Genomic DNA, 16034 nt, shown 5'->3' on the forward strand with positions numbered 1-16034 from the left:
GGCTGGCTACAACCCGCGCCCGGCGCAATGCTTTACCGCCCTGGGCGCGGCCCGATAGGCTGGTGCCAGGAAGCGGAGAAATGATCCATGGCCGAGACAATGGCCGCCTTGGCGCCCGAGGCGGCGCCGGTGGAACACGTCGATGTGCTGATCGTCGGCGCCGGCATTTCCGGGGTCGGCGGTGCCTATCACCTGCAGGAACAATGCCCGGGGCGCAGCTTCCTGGTGCTCGAGGCGCAGGACGGCTTCGGCGGCACCTGGCGGACGCATCGCTACCCGGGCATCCGCTCGGACAGTGATCTCTACACCTTCGGCTATCGCTTCAAGCCATGGGTCGGCGCGCCCATCGCGACGGCGGAGGAAATCCGCAAATACATGGGCGAGGTGATCGAGGAGAACGGCCTCGGCCGCTTCATCCGTTACGGCCATCGGATCCGCTCGGCGCGGTGGGATTCGTCCGCCAACCGCTGGACCATCGAGGCCGCGCGCGGTGACGGCAGCATCGCGCGTTTCACCGCGAATTTCCTCTGGATGTGCCAGGGCTATTACCGCCACGAGGAAGGCTATACCCCCGAATGGCCGGGCATGGCGCGCTTCGGTGGCCGTATCGTCCATCCGCAGACCTGGCCGGAGGACCTCGACTATCGAGGCAAGCGCGTGGTCGTGATCGGCTCGGGTGCGACCGCCGCGACCATCGTGCCGGCGATGGCGGATGAGGCCGCGCATGTGACGATGCTGCAGCGGTCGCCGACCTTCTTCCGCACCGGGCGCAACGGCATCGAGATCGCCGACGAGTTGCGCACCCTCGGCATCAACGAGGAATGGATCCACGAGATCGTGCGGCGGAAGATCCTGTACGAGCAGGCCCGCTTCATCCAGCGCACCCAGACCGAACCCGAGATGGTGAAGGGTGAATTGCTCGGCCAGATCCGCGCGCTGCTCGGCGACGACTACGACATCGACAAGCACTTCACCCCGCGCTACCGGCCTTGGCAGCAGCGCTTGGCCTTTGTGCCGGATGCCGATCTGTTCAAAGGCATTGCCGCTGGGCGCGCTTCGGTCGTCACCGACGAGATCGAGACCTTCACCGAAACCGGCCTGCTGCTGAAATCCGGCGCGATGCTGGACGCTGACATCATCGTCACCGCCACCGGCTTTCATCTGAGCGCGCTGGGCGACATCGACTTCGCGATCGACGGCGAGCCGTTGGTGTTCGGCGACACCGTCACCTATCGCGGCATGATGTTCACCGGCGTGCCGAATATGGCCTGGGTGTTCGGCTATCTGCGCGCCTCCTGGACGCTGCGCGCGGACATGGTGGCAGATGTGGTGTGCCGCCTGCTCAACCACATGGAGCAGACCGGGGCGACGCGCGTCGAGGTCGCGTTGCGGCCCGAGGACCACAACATGCCGCTGGGGCCGTGGATCGACCCGGAGGAATTCAGCTCCGGCTATGTCGCGCGCGGCAACCACCTGCTGCCCAAGCGTGGCGACAAGCCGGAATGGCAGCACATGCATGACTACTGGTCGGAGAAGGACGCCCTTCCGGCGATCGACCTGACGGACCCGGCCTTCGTCTACCGGTGAAGGTTCGGTGCCGGCGCGGGGGGCGATGGCTGACGCCCTGAGCGCGCAGTGGAGACTGGAGGGGCGTCGCCCCTCCAAACCACCCCACCAAATGACAGTGTCATTTGGAATGCCGTCTTTTGGCACCGGGCGGGTCGGGTAGGTCGCTTCGGCATCCCGCGCGCCGTGCGCAAGATCCGTTCTCGCCGCAGGTAACGGTGTCCAGAGGCCCTTTGGCCCTTGTTGGGGAGGGCCCGGGAGGGGCAAAGCCCCTCTCGGTTCCGTCCCGTGCCGCCTCAGCCCCGCGGTGTCACATCGCGGATCGTCTCCGCTCGCGTCTCGTCGAGCGGTCGCGACGGGACCTGCCCATTCAGCGGCGCGAAATCGATCGACCCGAGCACCACCCGGCGGATCGTCCGGTCGAACTGCGTATGGTAATAGAGCGTGCGGGTCTTGAGATCGACCACGGTCGTCCACTGCGTCGCACTCAGCATCACCTGCGGTACGCCCGGCGCGCCGCGGTCGTCCTTCACCGCATCGACCGGCACGTTGAAGTTGTCGAGGATGCGGAAAGCCTCCTGCACCGTGTCGAAGCCGCCGGTCGTCGGCCGCGCGGTGGCCGCGAAGGCGGCGGCGCGGATGAAGCGGCTGGGCGGGGTGAAGTCGCCCGGCAGGCCCAGCATGCCGCTGCCTTCGCCGAGTGGTGCCAGGGTCACGCCATCGACCTCGCGCGGCGCGGTCCCGCGGCCCGACAGGTTCACGTAGTTGCGCAGATTGGTCATGTGCCAGTCATAGGTCGGCGCATTAGTGATGACGCCGATCGGCGTGTCGAAGAGACGGAGCGCGCCTTCATGCGCCTCGATCACGATGGCGCGGCCGGAAGCCTCGGTGACGATCAGATGCACCGGCGCCGGGAAGCCGAGCGCCGGCTCCACCACCGGCGCGACACGAATGCGCGCGAGCGCGGCGCGCACCTCGTCGAGCGACGCGCATTGCGTCAGCAGGAAGCCGGCAAGGTCCGTCATCGCCATGGAATTCGCCGCCTGGGCGGGGTCATAGGGCGCATAGACCGCGAAGCCCGGGTGATAGAACATCCCGACCGACAGGCCGGCAGTGTTCAGCCCGTCGACCACGACGGGCTTGCCGAGCGCGATGATGGCGACCGCGTTGTGGCGCGCGGTCCAGGCGATGCCTGGCTTGCCGTCCGGCATGGCCTGCGCCTTGAGCGCCGCGCCGCCGGGTACCGCGGCGATGCGCGGCAGCATGTCGAAGGTGCCCCATTCCAACGTGCGGCCGAAGATCACCGAGCCATCGGCACCACGCAGCGTGATGCCGGTGCAGGCTTCGGCGGCGCCTGGCAGTGCGGCGCAGGTGGCCGCGGCCGCGAGGCCCAGCATGAAGTGGCGACGATCTGGTTGCATGATCTGGTTCCTGGTTGGCGGAGTACCACCACGGCATGGCGGTGACGCAAGGGTCGCGGCCGATTCCAGCACCGTTGCGGCGCGAGAGCGAGCCCCAGTGTCCGCCGGAAAGATCACCAGATCATTTGCCGCCGACGATTCCGTCGACGGATCGTGGCGCGTCAGATCGTCGCCGCCACCAGGGCGAAAGTGCAGTCATGCGGCAGCACCGCGACGAAACGCCGCAGCGCCTGCACAGGTGGCGGGTCTTGCCCCGGCGCGCCGTAGAGGTCGTTCAGAAGCTCGGCGATCTCACGCGGGCCGACCAGCGCGCACCAGCAGGCTGCGGCGGTCTGCCGGCCCTGAAGCAGCCCGCCGCGGATGCGTTCAACGACTTCGGCGAAGACATCGGTCGGGTCGGTGGGCGGGAAGAAGGGGCTGATGCGGTACGGCGCCCCCTCGATCGCCGGGGCGTGGCCGCGCAGCACCGGTGCGACCAGGTCGGGGCCGCTGATGTAGACATCCCTGTACCGCGCAGCCGACATTACCCCACCTTGTTGTCGATCAGTTCCTGCACCACGCCCGGATCTGCGAGCGTGGACGTATCACCGAGCCCTTCGGTTTCATTCGCGGCGATCTTGCGCAGGATACGGCGCATGATCTTACCCGAGCGCGTCTTGGGCAGCCCCGGCGCCCACTGGATCGCATCGGGCGTCGCGATCGGCCCGATCTCCTTGCGCACCCAGGCAACGAGTTCCTTGCGCAGCGCTTCGGTGGAATCGACGCCGGCCTTGAGCGTGACATAGGCGTAGATGCCCTGGCCCTTGATCTCATGCGGCATGCCGACGACGGCCGCTTCCGCCACGGCCGGGTGCGCGACGAGGGCGGATTCAACCTCCGCCGTGCCCATGCGGTGGCCGGCGACGTTGATCACGTCATCGACGCGCCCGGTGATCCAGTAATAGCCATCGGCGTCGCGCCGCGCGCCGTCGCCGGTGAAATACATGCCCTTGAAGGTCGAGAAGTAAGTCTGCCCGAAGCGCGCATGGTCGCCATAGATGGTGCGCATCATGCCGGGCCAAGCGTCCAGCATGACGAGGTTGCCTTCGGTCGCGCCCTCCAGCAGGTTGCCGTCATTGTCGACCAGCGCGGGCTTCACGCCCGGCAGCGGCAGCGTGGCCGACCCCGGCTTCTGCGCGACGGCACCGGGCAGCGGGGAGATCAGGATGCCGCCCGTCTCGGTCTGCCACCAGGTATCGACGATCGGGCAACGCTCGTCGCCCACCACGCGATAGTACCACAGCCAGGCTTCCGGATTGATCGGCTCGCCGACGGAACCGAGGATGCGCAGCGACGACCGGTCGTGCTTGCGCACCGGCGCCTCGCCGTCGCGCATCAGCGCGCGGATGGCGGTCGGCGCGGTGTAGAAGATGTTCACCTTGTGCTTGGCGCAGACCTGCCAGAAGCGGCCATTGTCGGGCCAGGAGGGCACGCCCTCGAACATCAGCGTGGTCGCGCCATTCGCGAGCGGGCCGTAGACGATGTAGGTGTGCCCGGTGACCCAGCCGACATCGGCGGTGCACCAGTAGATCTCGCCATCGCGGTAGTCGAACACGTTCTCATGCGTGAAGGACGCCCACACCATGTAGCCGCCGGTGGTGTGCAGCACGCCCTTCGGCTTGCCGGTCGAACCGCTGGTGTAGAGGATGAACAGCGGATCTTCCGAGCTCATCGGCTCCGGCTCGCAGGTCTCGCCTTCGCCTGACGTGATCGCGTCCCACCAATGGTCGCGCCCGGCCATCATCTCGACGGCGCCGCCGGTGTTCTTCGCGACGACGACGTGGCGGATCGACGGGCAGGTCAGCAGCGCTTCATCGGCATTGGCCTTCAGCGGCACCTTGCGGCCACCGCGGCGGCCTTCATCGGCGGTGATCAGCAGCGTGCATTCGCTGTCCTGGATGCGCGACGAAAGACTGTCGGGCGAGAAGCCGCCGAAGACGATGGAATGGATCGCGCCGACGCGCGCGCAGGCCAGCATCGCGACCGCGGCCTCGACGATCATCGGCAGGTAGATGCAGACGCGGTCGCCCTTCTTCACGCCCAACCGGCGCATCGCATTGGCCAGCTTGCAGACGCGCTTGTGCAACTCGCGATACGTCACCTTCGCGTCGCTGTTGGGGTCGTCGCCTTCCCAGATGATCGCCACCTGGTCGCCGCGTCTCGCGAGATGCCGGTCAAGGCAGGAGACCGAGGCATTCAGCACGCCATCCTCGAACCACTTGATCGAGACGTCGCCGGTGAAGTCCACCGACTTGATCTTCGTGGGTTCCTTCATCCAGGCGACACGGCCCATCTCGGTGCGCCAGAACGCCTCCGCATCGCGCGCTTCCGCCGCGACCATCGCCGCGAGCTTTGCCGCATCGATATGCGCCGTCGCCGCGATTTCGGGTTTCACTTCGATGATGTCGTCCGCCATGGGCTGGCCTCCCTGACCGTGGGTTATTCTCTGCGGCGGGATTTGGTGCCCCGATTTGATTCAGGTCAACATTCGCGAACACGCGCGTTTTCGGGCCCAAAAGAAACCGCCCGCCCGGTGGTGCCGGGCGGGCGGGGCAGGCAGGGTTGGGAGAAGAATGCGTCAGTTCGTCCTGACCGGGGCGGGCGCCGCCGGGGTGGCCGTGGCGTGTGGCGCGGGCAGCGCCGTCGGGCGCGGCGTGGCGCTTCCGGTCGCGCCAGCCTGGGCGCCGGCGGTGGCACTGCCGCCCGGATTGGGCGGGGTGGCGGGACGCGCCGCCTGGGTGGCGGGGGTTGCGGGGCGCGCGGGCTGGGCCTGCGTCTGAGTCTGGGTCCGGGCGGGCGCGGCCTGGGTCGGCGTCGTGCCGGTGGCGGCAGGGCTGCCGCCCTGAGCGAAGCCGGGAACGGCGGCGAGAACGAGGCCGGTGGCGAGAAGGCTCGTGGTGATCGTCTTGCGCATGGTGACCGTCCTTTGATCGAGTGGCGCACCGCTGATCGGGTGGCGCAGGACGGAGTTGACCCCCCGGCCGCGTCCGCGCCGGGGCGGCGGCAAGGTGCTTTCAGGGCGATCGCGGCGGCGCCGGGGCAGGCGTGGCGGAACGGTGGCTACAGCCCTGCATCCTCCGGCACCATCACCTGGTCATGCTCATTCACATGCGCGCGCACCGCTTCCAGGTACTCGCCATAGCAGGGGCCGGAGGTGCAGAATCCGTCCTCCACCCGGAACCGCGCGCCGTGCGTGGAACACAGGATGTTCTGCTTCTTCGTGTCGAGGAACCGGTCCGGCACCGGGTCGAGCGGCACGCCGATATGCGGGCAGGAATTCACATAGACCCAGACCTGCCGCCCGCGCCGCACCGCGAACAGCCCGGTGAAGGCGCCGGGTACCGGCGGGAAGCCCTTGGAATTGCCGTCGGGGATGTCCTCGAGCGCGCAGAGCACGCGCTTCGGCTTGTCCGTCACTTGCCTTTCCACCCGCCCATCGTCGCCAGGATCTTCCAGTGCTCGGGCGAGATCGGCATGACCGACAGGCGCGACATGCGCACCAGCGCGATCCCTTCCAGCGAGGGCTCCGCCTTGATCGTCGCCAGCGTCACCGGCCTGGGCACGGGACCGACCGCCTTGAGGTCCACGCAGACCCAGGGGCTGCCCTCCTCGGCGGTGGGGTCGGGGTACGATTCGCGCACCACCTCGACCACGCCGACAATTTCCTTGCCGACATTGGAATGGTAGAAGAAGGCGCGGTCGCCCTTCTTCATCGCGATCAGATTGGCCTTGGCCATGTGGTTGCGCACGCCAGTCCAGGGCTCAACGCCATGGGCGACCTGCTGGTCCCAGGAAAACGCGTCCGGCTCGGACTTCACCAGCCAGTGGTTCATGAGTCTCTCTGATCCCTCAAACGGCAGGCGCCGGCCATCCGGCCGGCTTGCCTTCGCGCCATGCACTGTCCGTGTTGGCGGCGGCGGGCGGGCTGAGCGCGGTCGCGCCGTGCCCTCCGGGCCCGCTTGCCGCGGGACTTCGGGCGCATTGTGGCGCGCGGCGCGCCATCATTCCGCCAGCGCCCCATCCTTGAAGACGATGCGGTACGGGTTGATCGAAACCCGGGCGAAACAGCCGGCCTTGGCGAAGGGGTCGCCATCGGTCAGCGCCTGCACCGCCGCGCGATCCGGCGCCTCGACTACCCGTACCGAGCCGATCGACAGCCCCTCGGCATCCATGATCGGCCCGGCGATGACCAGCATCGCCCGATGCCGTTCCAGCCAGTCGAGATGCGCCGCGCGCAGGGCGCGCCGGGTCTCCCCCATGCCGGGCTTGTCCTCGATGGTCACGGCAAACAGCATCCCCAACCCCCCGGGCGCGCCGGTCGAGGCCGCGCCTGACCGCAGGTAACCTCGCCCGCGCCCGACAGCAAGACAACAGCGGCCACCCGTCGTAACAGGGCGTTACGCGCCGGCGCGCACTGTCCCGCTTCAAAGAATGGCCAGCATCACCTAGTTTGACCCCGTGGATCACCCCCTGGCCGCCGCCACCGGAGCCACGCCCACCCGGCCCGCGGTCGGTGGGCGCAACCTCCATCGCTTCGCCAATCCCGGCCGCTTCCTGCGGGCGACCGGGAAAGTGCTGCCCGTGCTTTGGGCCGCGGCCCTGCTCGTGCTCGGCATCGGGCTCGCCTGGGCACTCGTCTTCTCGCCGCCCGACTGGCAGCAGGGCGAGACCGTCCGCATCATGTACGTCCATGTGCCGATGGCTTGGCTCGCCATGGGCGGGTACACCGGCCTCGCCATCCTGTCGGTGATGTCGCTGATCTGGCGGCATCCGCTGGCCGACCTCACCGCCCGCGAGCTGTCCCCCGTCGGCGCCGCCGCCACCGCGCTGTGCCTGGCCACCGGCAGCCTCTGGGGCAAGCCGATGTGGGGCACTTGGTGGGTCTGGGATGCCCGGCTGACCTCGGTGCTGGTGCTGTTCTTCCTGTGGCTCGGCCATGCCGCCCTGGTGCGCGCCTTCGACGACCCCGAACGCGGTGCGCGGGTCGGCGCCATCCTCGCGCTGGTCGGCTTCGTCAACGTGCCGATCGTGAAGTTCAGCGTCGATTGGTGGAACACGCTGCACCAGCCGGCCTCCGTCGCCCGGCTGGCCGCGCCGGGGATGCATGTGGACATGCTCTACCCGCTGTTGATCTGCACCATCGGCTTCAGCCTGCTGTTCGCCGCGGTGGTGCTGGCGCGCACCCGCGCCGCCGTGATGGAACGCCGCGTGCGCGCCCTGCAACTCGCCCGTGCCCGGCGGGAGGACGCGCCGGCATGACCCTGCACTGGTGGCATGTCGCCATCTCCTACCTGTTGACGGCGGCGGTGTTCGGCGCGCTCGCCTATGGCGCCGCCGCACGGCACCGCGCGGCGAAGCGGATGCTGGCGGCGCTCGACCCGCGGGCCGGGCGGCCATGACTTGCGCTGCGTCAAGGTCACAAGCAGGAACACACCATATTCCCTGGGCGCCGCGCGTCGCGACGGCCTCCGAGGCATAGATCCATGACCCGCAAGAAGCGCCGCCTGATGATCCTGCTGCTCGCAGGACTCGGCCTTGCCACCGCTACCGCGCTGACCCTCGCCGCCTTCCAGGACAACTTGGTGTTCTTCCTCTCGCCATCCGATGTCGCGACGCGCCACCCCCCCGGCGACCGCGCCTTCCGCCTCGGCGGGCTGGTCGAGACCGGTTCGGTCGAACGCCACACCGGCAGCGACGGACGGCCCAGCGCGACATTCCGCGTCACCGACGGGCCCAACGCGGTCACCGTCACGTATGCCGGCGTGCTGCCCGACCTGTTCCGCGAAGGGCAGGGCGTCGTCACCCTGGGCAAGCTGCAGCCGGATGGCAGCTTCCGCGCCACCGAAGTTCTGGCCCGCCACGACGAGACCTACATGCCGCCCGAAGTCGCCGACGCGCTGCGGCGGTCGGGGCATTGGAACCCGAGCCAGGGCGCCGCACCGCCGGCGGCGACGTGGAACACCGCGCCGCGCGAGGGGCGGAGCGGGGGATGAGGCGGGCGTCGAGGAAGGTTGGATGGGCGTCGCCCCTCCAAGCCACCCCACCAGGGAGCCCATTGACGTTGCGAGGCAACGCCAGTGGGGACCTACCGGGCATTGCCCTTTGGAATGCCATCTGTTGGAACCGTGCGCGGCTGTCGGGATCGGTGCCAAGATCCGCTCTTGTGCCCGGCGGGCGCTTCGCGGGTCGCGTCGTGCCCGTCTGCCCAACGCCAAGTATTGGTGTCCAGAGGCCCTTAGGCCTTTGGCGGGGTGAGGTCCGGAGAGGGGCGGCGCCCCTCTCCGTCGCCCCTTTCCGGAGCCGCCCCGCATGATCCCCGAACTCGGTCATTTCGCGCTGGCCCTGGCCTGCATCATCGCCATCGTCCAATCCGTGCTGCCCGTGGTCGGTGCGGCGCGGCGCGATGCGCGCTGGATGGCGACCGCGGCGCCATTGGCGCTGGGTCTGCTGGTCGCGGTCGGCACGGCGTTCGGCAGCCTGCTCTGGGCTTATGCGGTGAACGACACGACGGTGGCGAATGTCGTCGCCAACAGCCATTCGGCCAAGCCGCTGATCTACAAGCTGTCCGGCACTTGGGGGAACCATGAAGGGTCCATGGTGCTCTGGGTGCTGATCCTCGCGCTGTGCGGCGCGGCGGTGGCGCTGTTCGGGCGCGACCTGCCGACGGCGCTGAAGGCGCGGGTGATCGGCGTGCTGGGCTGGATCGCGGTGGGCTTCCTCCTGTTCATCATCTTCACCTCCAACCCGTTCGACCGCGTCTGGCCGCCGCCGGCCGATGGAAGGGGCCTCAACCCTGTGCTGCAGGACCCCGGCCTCGCCTTCCATCCGCCGACGCTCTACTTCGGCTATGTCGGCTATGCCGTGACGTTTGCCTTCGCCATTGCGGCGCTGCTGGAAGGCCGTGTTGATGCCGCCTGGGGGCGCTGGGTGCGGCCCTGGGCGCTGGGTGCGTGGTGCTTCCTGACGGTCGGCATCACCATGGGGTCCTGGTGGGCCTATTACGAGCTCGGCTGGGGCGGATACTGGTTCTGGGACCCGGTGGAGAACGCCTCGCTGCTGCCCTGGCTCGCCGGCACCGCGCTGCTGCATTCCTCGATCGTGGTGGAAAAGCGCGACACGCTGAAAGTGTGGTCGGTGCTGCTGGCGATCCTCGCCTTCGCGATGAGCCTGCTCGGCACCTTCCTGGTGCGCTCGGGCGTGCTGAATTCCGTGCATGCCTTTGCCAATGACCCGGCGCGCGGCGTCTTCATCCTCGCTTTGCTGATGATCTACGTCGCCGGCGCCTTCGCGCTGTTTGCCTGGCGCGCGCCGAAGCTGACGCCTACCGGCATCTTCGCGCCGATCTCGCGGGAGGGCGCGCTGGTGCTGAACAACCTGCTGCTGTGCTCGATCGCGGCGGTGGTGCTGGCCGGCACGCTGTGGCCGATGTTCGCCGACATCCTGACCGGGGCGAAAATCTCGGTTGGCCCGCCCTTCTTCAATTCGGCAACGGCGCCGCTCGCCATTCCGCTGGTCATCGCCATGCCGATCGGCGCGATGATGCCCTGGAAGCGCGGCGACGTCTGGGCCGCGCTGCAACGGCTGTGGTGGGCGGCCTGCGCGGCGCTGATCGTCGGCTTCCTAGCGCTGGCGGTGGCCGGATATCCGGTGTGGCCAGCGCTCGGCATGGCGATGGCGGCTTGGCTGGTGTTCGGCGCCATGGTCGATGTCGCCGAGCGCATCGGCCTGTTCCGCCGCCCCGCACAGGCCTTCCGCCGCGCGCTCGCCTTGCCGCGCGCGGCCTGGGGGGCGGCCATCGCGCATGGCGCGCTGGGCATCAGCATCGCCGGCATCGCCGGGATGGGCGTGGCGACCGACACGCTGGTGCAGCTCAACCCCGGGCAGAGCACGCAGCTCGCCGGCTATGAATGGCGCATGGAGGGGCTGTCGGACGTGCAGGGCGCGAATTACCGCGCCCGCCGCGCCACGGTGACGGTGCTGCGCGACGGCGCCGTGGTCACCGTGCTGCACCCCGAACGCCGAACCTTCATCGTCGACAACCAGACCACCGGCGAGGCCGCCATCCACACCAACGCCCTGCGCGACCTCTACGCCGTACTCGGCGAGGAACGCGCCGGCGCCGCCGTGCTGCGCCTGCACCACAACCCCTTCGCGCCCTGGATCTGGTTCGGCGGGCTGGCGATGGCCTTCGGCGGGATGCTCTCCTTGTCCGACCGCCGGCTGCGCGTCGCCGCACCGGCGCCGAAGGGCGCGACGGTGCCGGCATGAGCGACACACCGGTCCCGCCGCCGCGCCGTCGGCGCTGGATGCTGTATGCGCCGCTCGGCCTGGCGGGTGCCGCCGGTGCGGGCTTCTGGGTGATGCTGCGCGGCCTGCAGTCGGGCGACTACAACCCGCGCGGCGTGCCGTCCGTGCTGATCGGCCGCGCGCCGCCCGCCTTCAGCCTGCCGGCGCTCGAGGCCAGCGGGTTGCCGGCGCTCTCCTCCACCGATCTGAGCGGGCCGTTCCCGGGCCCGGTGCTGGTGAATTTCTGGGCGTCCTGGTGCGTGCCCTGCATCGTCGAGCACCCGCAGCTGATGCGCCTGAAGCGCGACGGCATCCCGGTGTTCGGCATCAACTACAAGGACAAGCTGGCCGACGCCGCCGCCTTCCTGACGCGGCACGGCAATCCCTTCACCCGGCTGGGCTGCGACGAGCCGGGGCGCGTCGCCATCGACTGGGGCGTCTATGGCGTGCCGGAGACCTATCTGATCGACCGGCAGGGGATCATCCGCTGGCGCTATGCCGGGCCGCTGGTGCCGGAAGTGGTGGACAACGATTTGCGGCCTCTGCTGCGGCGGTATGCGTGATGGGGCGCGACGGTTGGCGCGGGGAGGGCTCTGCCCTCCCCGGAACCCCACCGGCCAAAGGCCTAAGGTCCTCTGGACACCTTGAGTTGGTGCCGGGCGTGGCTGGAATCCTGCGCCATTGTGGCCATTCTCGCGCACGGAGGCATCCGGCGGCGGACTTTGCCGATGAGGGCCATGCCAGGGGCCTGAGGCCTCTAACCGAGACCTGGCACGCCGCACTGCCCGAGGCGACGCGCATCGACGCCGCGATCCCCCCCCGCCCAACACCGAGTATTGGTGTCCAGAGGCCCTTAGGCCTCTGGTGGGGGAGGTTCGGAGGGGGCAAAGCCCTCTCCGACGTCACTGCTGCCGCCGTCGTTCTCCTCGTCCTCCTCCTCGCCGCCCTCCCCGCCCTCGCCGCCGTCGGCCGACCCGAGGACCGCCTCCAAGACCCCGCCCTCGAGGCCCGCGCCGAGGCGATCGGCCGCGACCTGCGCTGCATGGTCTGTCAGAACCAGTCCATCGAGGACAGCGACGCGGAGCTCGCCCGCGACCTGCGCCGCCTGGTGCGCGAGCGCGTCTCGGCCGGCGACAGCGATGCCAAGGTGGTCGACTTCATCCATGACCGGTACGGCGACTTCGTCCTGCTGCGCCCGCCCTTCAACCCGGTGACCGCGCTGTTGTGGGCCATGCCGCTGATCGCCTTTGGCGGGGGCGCGCTGGTCATCCTGGCGCGGCGGCGCCGCACCGCGGCGGGCATCGAGCCGGCGCCGCTGACCGAGGCCGAACGCAAGCGCCTCGGCGAATTGGAGCGCGGCAACGGCGCATGACGATCTGGATCCTGCTGGCGTTCTTCGCGCTTGTCGCGCTGCTGCCGCTCGGCGTCGCCGTGCTGCGCCCGAAGGCGGCGCGCGGGCGGCGCGAGGCCGATATCGCGCTGTACCGCGCCCAATTGCTGGAACTCGACCGTGACCGCGAGGCCGGTCGCCTGGACGAGGCCGGCCACCGCGCCGCGACGATCGAGGTGCAGCGCCGCCTGATCGCCGCCGCCGACCAGGCGGAAGCCGAGGCGACCACGGCGCGCGGCCCGGGCATGCTGCTGGTCGTCGTGCCGCTGATCGCGGCGGCGGGGCTGGGGCTGTACCTGCTGCGCGGCACGCCAGGCATGCCCTCCGCCCCCTATACGCTGCGCGCCGAGGCGATGGCGCGCGACGAACAGATATTGGCGACGATCCGCGCGCGGATCGAGGCGCTCGACCCGCAGAACCCGCAGGCGCGGCAGGGCTGGGTGCTGCTCGGCAATGCCGAACGCGCGCGCGGCCGGCCGCAGGCGGCGATCGAGGCCTGGCAACGGGCGATCGCGCTGCGCTTCGACCCCTCGCTCGCCGGCGACATCGCTGAGTTGCAGATCGAACGCGGCGCCCCTGCCGAGGCGGCGCCCTGGATCACCCGCGCGCTGGCGGAAGCGCCGGCGGACCCGCGGCTGCGCTTCCTCGCCGGGATGGTGGCGGCGGAAGCCGGCCGGCCGGCCGAAGCGCGGGAACGGTGGCAGGCGCTGCTCGCCGATACGCCGGCGGATGCGCCCTGGCGCGCGATGCTGGAAAGCCGGCTCAGCGCCCTGCCCTGACCTGGCGCGGCGGCACGGGCATCGGCGGCGCGGCCAACACTGGCTCGGCCAGCATCGGCGCCGCCGCCACCGGCCGCGTGGCGCGCGCCTGCCGCTCGGTGGCGAGGGATTGCAGCAGCGCTACCACCTCGGCATGCAGGCGTTCCTGCTTGTCGATCGAGATATGGGATTCACCCGGCACCAGGCGGTTCTCCAGCGTGCCCGTGAAGCCCGGACCACTCTCCAGGGTGCGGTCCACCGCGTCGCGGTCCTGGTAGAAATTCAGCACGCGCACCACGCCGGCGCCGACCGGGTCGCCCGAAGTCGGGTCGAAGGTCACCAGCAGGTCGGTCCCGATGCCCTGCCCGCCGAGATGGTTGGCCATCACGACGGCATCGTCGGCGCCGTAGGAATGGCCGATGATGGCGAAGGGCCGCACCAGCGTGCCGTCACGCGCATCCTTCGCGATGCCTTCCGCCAGGGCAGGCCATTCGACGTAGTTGCGCACCCTGGCGTCGAAATCGACCTGGCGCAGATCCGCCGTCAGGAAGTTCAGCCCGGTCGAGAACACATTCAGCAGCCCGCGCAGCAGCACGACACGCCCGTGCGGCGGCCCGGTCAGCGGCGCGAGGCTGGTCGGCCCACAGGCGGCGAGGGAAGCAAGGCCCGCCAGCGCGGCGCGGCGGGAAAGGCGGGTCGGCAAATTCGCAGGCGGCATCGTCACATCAAAGCAGGAGAAGTGGGGAAAGTTGTGCCGATACGCCGGCAGTGGCGTGGCACGGCAGATCAGGACAGGAAGGGAATGACCCTTGGCGTGCGGGCGGCGTAATCGTCCCAGGCGGTGCCGAAGGTCTCACGCATCAAGGCTTCCTCCCGCCCGACCCGCAACAGGTACAGCAGTCCGAAGCCGATGATCCCGGCTGGCCCCGCGACCCAGTTCTGCAGCGTGAGCGCCTGGGCGATCGCCCACATCCAGAACGCCGTGTACATCGGGTGGCGGACGAAGCGGTAGACACCGCCGGTCACCAGCGAATGTTCCGCCCGCACCGCCAGCGTGACCGACCAGTTGCGCCCGAGCGCCTTATGCGTCGCGTAGAACAGCACCAGCGACGCGACGAACACCAGAAGCCCCGCCACCGCCCGCAGCGGCGAGAAACCCTGGTCCAGCGCCTTGGGGAAGCCGGTCGCGATATAGGCCAGCGGGATCACCCCGAGGCCGGTCAGTGAGATGAGCAGCAGCGTCTTCTCGCGCACATCCATGGCGTCGCGCAGCAGCACGTTGCGCTTGGATTTGCGCTCGAAGGGCCGGCGAATCACCCACCAGGCGATCATGCACAGGCCATACAACAGCTTGGCGACCAGTGGTGTCACGCGGCTTGCTCCTGCGTTGCGGCGGCCAGGGCGCCGCCGGGCCCGATCAGTTGGTCCGGGAATGGGTCGCGCCCGACCGCTCCGGGGCCGCAGGCGAGCAGCCCCCAATCGTAGAAATACCGCCTGCCGCAGCCGGTCACGTAGATGCGGTGGGCGCGCAGCATCGACCGCCGCACCCGGCACCAGGCGGCATGCGGGAGCATGGCGCGCGGATGAATGCGCTCGAGGCGCGGCCCCTGCCCGGCCAGGCCGAGCACCGCCACCGGGTCGGCACGATGGAAGCACACCAGGTCACGGCGGGAGGTGAATTCCATCCAGGCCAGCCCCGGTGTGGCGGCAATCCGCGCCATGGCCTCGCGCAGCCGCCGCGCCTGCGGCATCAGCGCGATCTTCAGCACCGAGGAACCGAGCCCGACCAGCGCGAGGCGCGGCCCCGGCACCTGTGGGTCCCGCGCCAGTGCGGTGGCGAGCGCCTCGCAGAGCAGGACCATGCCGAGGCTGTGGCCGACCAGGGCCACCTCATCGACATCCTGCCGATGGCGGGCGGCGACGATCTCCTGCGCGAAACGCTCGATTCGGGTGTCGAGCTCGGGCCGCGCGCCGCGGGCAAGGTCGCGGGCGAACACCCAATCGGCCAGCAGGTGCCGCAGATGCATCCAGCGATCCCCGGCCAGCACCACGCCCACGGCCAGCGCCGACCCGACCAGCACCCCCACCCAGCCGCCGGCGAGTAGCCCGCCGACCAGCCCGGCCACCACCGCAGCGGCGAGGATGGTCACCGGCAGCGCAACGAACAACAGGTAGCGCCAATGCGCCGCGCGGTATCGCCCCAGCGTGCCGTCCCGCAGCAGCGCCGCCAGCGCCGCGCCGCCGCGCAGGATCAGCCGCGGCAGCGGGGCGGCCAGGTCGCGGGCGATCATGTCGTCCCAGGCGAGGATGCGGATCTCGGCTTCGGTGGCCCAATCCGGCCCAGCCAAACCGGCGCGGAAGCTGAGCACCGCGCCATCCGCCGGGATGTCCGGCGGGCCGCTGGTCACGCGCAGGCCCCAAGTCGCGGCGCTGCACGCGAGCGTGCGGGTGAGCCGCCGCCGCTGGGCCTCGGCCGTCAGCGGCTCATAGCCCGGCACATGCAACACGAGGCGCCGCCGGACGGGAGGCGACGGAGGGTCGGACGTCGAACGCATGGTGCCGGCACTCCCTCGG

Annotated in this window: 18 protein-coding genes; 8 read left to right on the plus strand and 10 right to left on the minus strand. The window is 69.8% G+C overall.

What is annotated here, in order from left to right:
* The first annotated feature begins 87 nt into the window (after positions 1 to 87).
* On the plus strand, positions 88 to 1587 hold the full coding sequence (locus tag IEY36_RS25030) for a flavin-containing monooxygenase (protein ID WP_229681562.1): 1500 nt from the start codon (positions 88 to 90) through the stop codon (positions 1585 to 1587).
* Positions 1588 to 1862: 275 nt separating this feature from the next.
* Here the strand turns inward: IEY36_RS25030 and IEY36_RS25035 are convergent, their stop codons facing one another.
* From IEY36_RS25035 to IEY36_RS25065, 7 genes are all read right to left on the minus strand, one after another.
* Positions 1863 to 2987: a linear amide C-N hydrolase gene (locus IEY36_RS25035; protein ID WP_188972067.1), complete on the minus strand. Its 1125-nt coding sequence runs from the start codon at positions 2985 to 2987 to the stop codon at positions 1863 to 1865.
* Between the two features lie 161 nt (positions 2988 to 3148).
* Positions 3149 to 3511, minus strand: a complete 363-nt coding sequence (locus tag IEY36_RS25040) for a hypothetical protein (RefSeq protein ID WP_188972069.1) — start codon at positions 3509 to 3511, stop codon at positions 3149 to 3151.
* A complete protein-coding gene (gene acs, locus IEY36_RS25045) occupies positions 3511 to 5442 on the minus strand; it encodes an acetate--CoA ligase (protein WP_188972071.1) in 1932 nt (643 codons plus the stop codon). Before acs ends, IEY36_RS25040 begins: the two co-directional genes overlap by 1 nt.
* Before the next feature lie 162 nt (positions 5443 to 5604).
* Entirely contained in the window at positions 5605 to 5940 is a 336-nt protein-coding gene (locus tag IEY36_RS25050) for a hypothetical protein (protein ID WP_188972073.1), read from the minus strand.
* A 146-nt stretch (positions 5941 to 6086) separates the two neighbouring features.
* Positions 6087 to 6443 carry a Rieske (2Fe-2S) protein gene (locus tag IEY36_RS25055; protein ID WP_188972075.1) on the minus strand — a complete coding sequence of 119 codons (357 nt, stop codon included), beginning with the start codon at positions 6441 to 6443 and terminating at the stop codon, positions 6087 to 6089.
* Complete coding sequence (locus IEY36_RS25060) at positions 6440 to 6859, minus strand: EVE domain-containing protein (RefSeq protein ID WP_188972077.1); 420 nt, start codon at positions 6857 to 6859, stop codon at positions 6440 to 6442. Before IEY36_RS25060 ends, IEY36_RS25055 begins: the two co-directional genes overlap by 4 nt.
* Before the next feature lie 168 nt (positions 6860 to 7027).
* On the minus strand, positions 7028 to 7309 hold the full coding sequence (locus IEY36_RS25065) for a YciI family protein (protein WP_229681563.1): 282 nt from the start codon (positions 7307 to 7309) through the stop codon (positions 7028 to 7030).
* Positions 7310 to 7484: 175 nt separating this feature from the next.
* On the opposite strand from IEY36_RS25065, the gene IEY36_RS25070 reads away from it, so the two are divergent.
* From IEY36_RS25070 to ccmI, 7 genes are all read left to right on the plus strand, one after another.
* Positions 7485 to 8285 (plus strand): heme ABC transporter permease, encoded by an 801-nt coding sequence (locus IEY36_RS25070; protein WP_373290350.1) that lies wholly within the window; start codon positions 7485 to 7487, stop codon positions 8283 to 8285.
* Positions 8282 to 8425 (plus strand): hypothetical protein, encoded by a 144-nt coding sequence (locus tag IEY36_RS25075; protein ID WP_188972080.1) that lies wholly within the window; start codon positions 8282 to 8284, stop codon positions 8423 to 8425. The genes IEY36_RS25070 and IEY36_RS25075 overlap by 4 nt, the downstream gene beginning before the upstream one ends.
* A gap of 84 nt (positions 8426 to 8509) precedes the next feature.
* Positions 8510 to 9019: a cytochrome c maturation protein CcmE gene (gene ccmE, locus IEY36_RS25080; RefSeq protein WP_188972082.1), complete on the plus strand. Its 510-nt coding sequence runs from the start codon at positions 8510 to 8512 to the stop codon at positions 9017 to 9019.
* 316 nt (positions 9020 to 9335) lie between these two features.
* Positions 9336 to 11294, plus strand: a complete 1959-nt coding sequence (locus IEY36_RS25085) for a heme lyase CcmF/NrfE family subunit (protein ID WP_188972084.1) — start codon at positions 9336 to 9338, stop codon at positions 11292 to 11294.
* Positions 11291 to 11875: a DsbE family thiol:disulfide interchange protein gene (locus tag IEY36_RS25090; protein ID WP_188972086.1), complete on the plus strand. Its 585-nt coding sequence runs from the start codon at positions 11291 to 11293 to the stop codon at positions 11873 to 11875. The genes IEY36_RS25085 and IEY36_RS25090 overlap by 4 nt, the downstream gene beginning before the upstream one ends.
* 98 nt (positions 11876 to 11973) lie before the next feature.
* On the plus strand, positions 11974 to 12684 hold the full coding sequence (locus IEY36_RS31265; RefSeq protein WP_308423200.1) for a cytochrome c-type biogenesis protein: 711 nt from the start codon (positions 11974 to 11976) through the stop codon (positions 12682 to 12684).
* Positions 12681 to 13481, plus strand: a complete 801-nt coding sequence (ccmI, locus tag IEY36_RS25100; protein ID WP_188972088.1) for a c-type cytochrome biogenesis protein CcmI — start codon at positions 12681 to 12683, stop codon at positions 13479 to 13481. The genes IEY36_RS31265 and ccmI overlap by 4 nt, the downstream gene beginning before the upstream one ends.
* Here the strand turns inward: ccmI and IEY36_RS25105 are convergent.
* The 3 genes from IEY36_RS25105 to IEY36_RS25115 form a co-directional block, all read right to left on the minus strand.
* A complete protein-coding gene (locus IEY36_RS25105; protein WP_188972090.1) occupies positions 13465 to 14178 on the minus strand; it encodes a hypothetical protein in 714 nt (237 codons plus the stop codon). The genes ccmI and IEY36_RS25105 overlap by 17 nt on opposite strands.
* A gap of 68 nt (positions 14179 to 14246) precedes the next feature.
* Positions 14247 to 14831, minus strand: a complete 585-nt coding sequence (locus IEY36_RS25110) for a protein-S-isoprenylcysteine O-methyltransferase (protein ID WP_188972092.1) — start codon at positions 14829 to 14831, stop codon at positions 14247 to 14249.
* The gene (locus IEY36_RS25115) at positions 14828 to 15967 is read right to left on the minus strand and encodes a hypothetical protein (RefSeq protein ID WP_229681564.1); all 1140 of its coding nucleotides are present in this window, start codon (positions 15965 to 15967) and stop codon (positions 14828 to 14830) included. Before IEY36_RS25115 ends, IEY36_RS25110 begins: the two co-directional genes overlap by 4 nt.
* Between the last annotated feature and the right edge of the window lie 67 nt (positions 15968 to 16034).

It is taken from the genome of Neoroseomonas lacus (assembly GCF_014644535.1).
Classification (GTDB): Bacteria; Pseudomonadota; Alphaproteobacteria; order Acetobacterales; family Acetobacteraceae; genus Neoroseomonas; species Neoroseomonas lacus.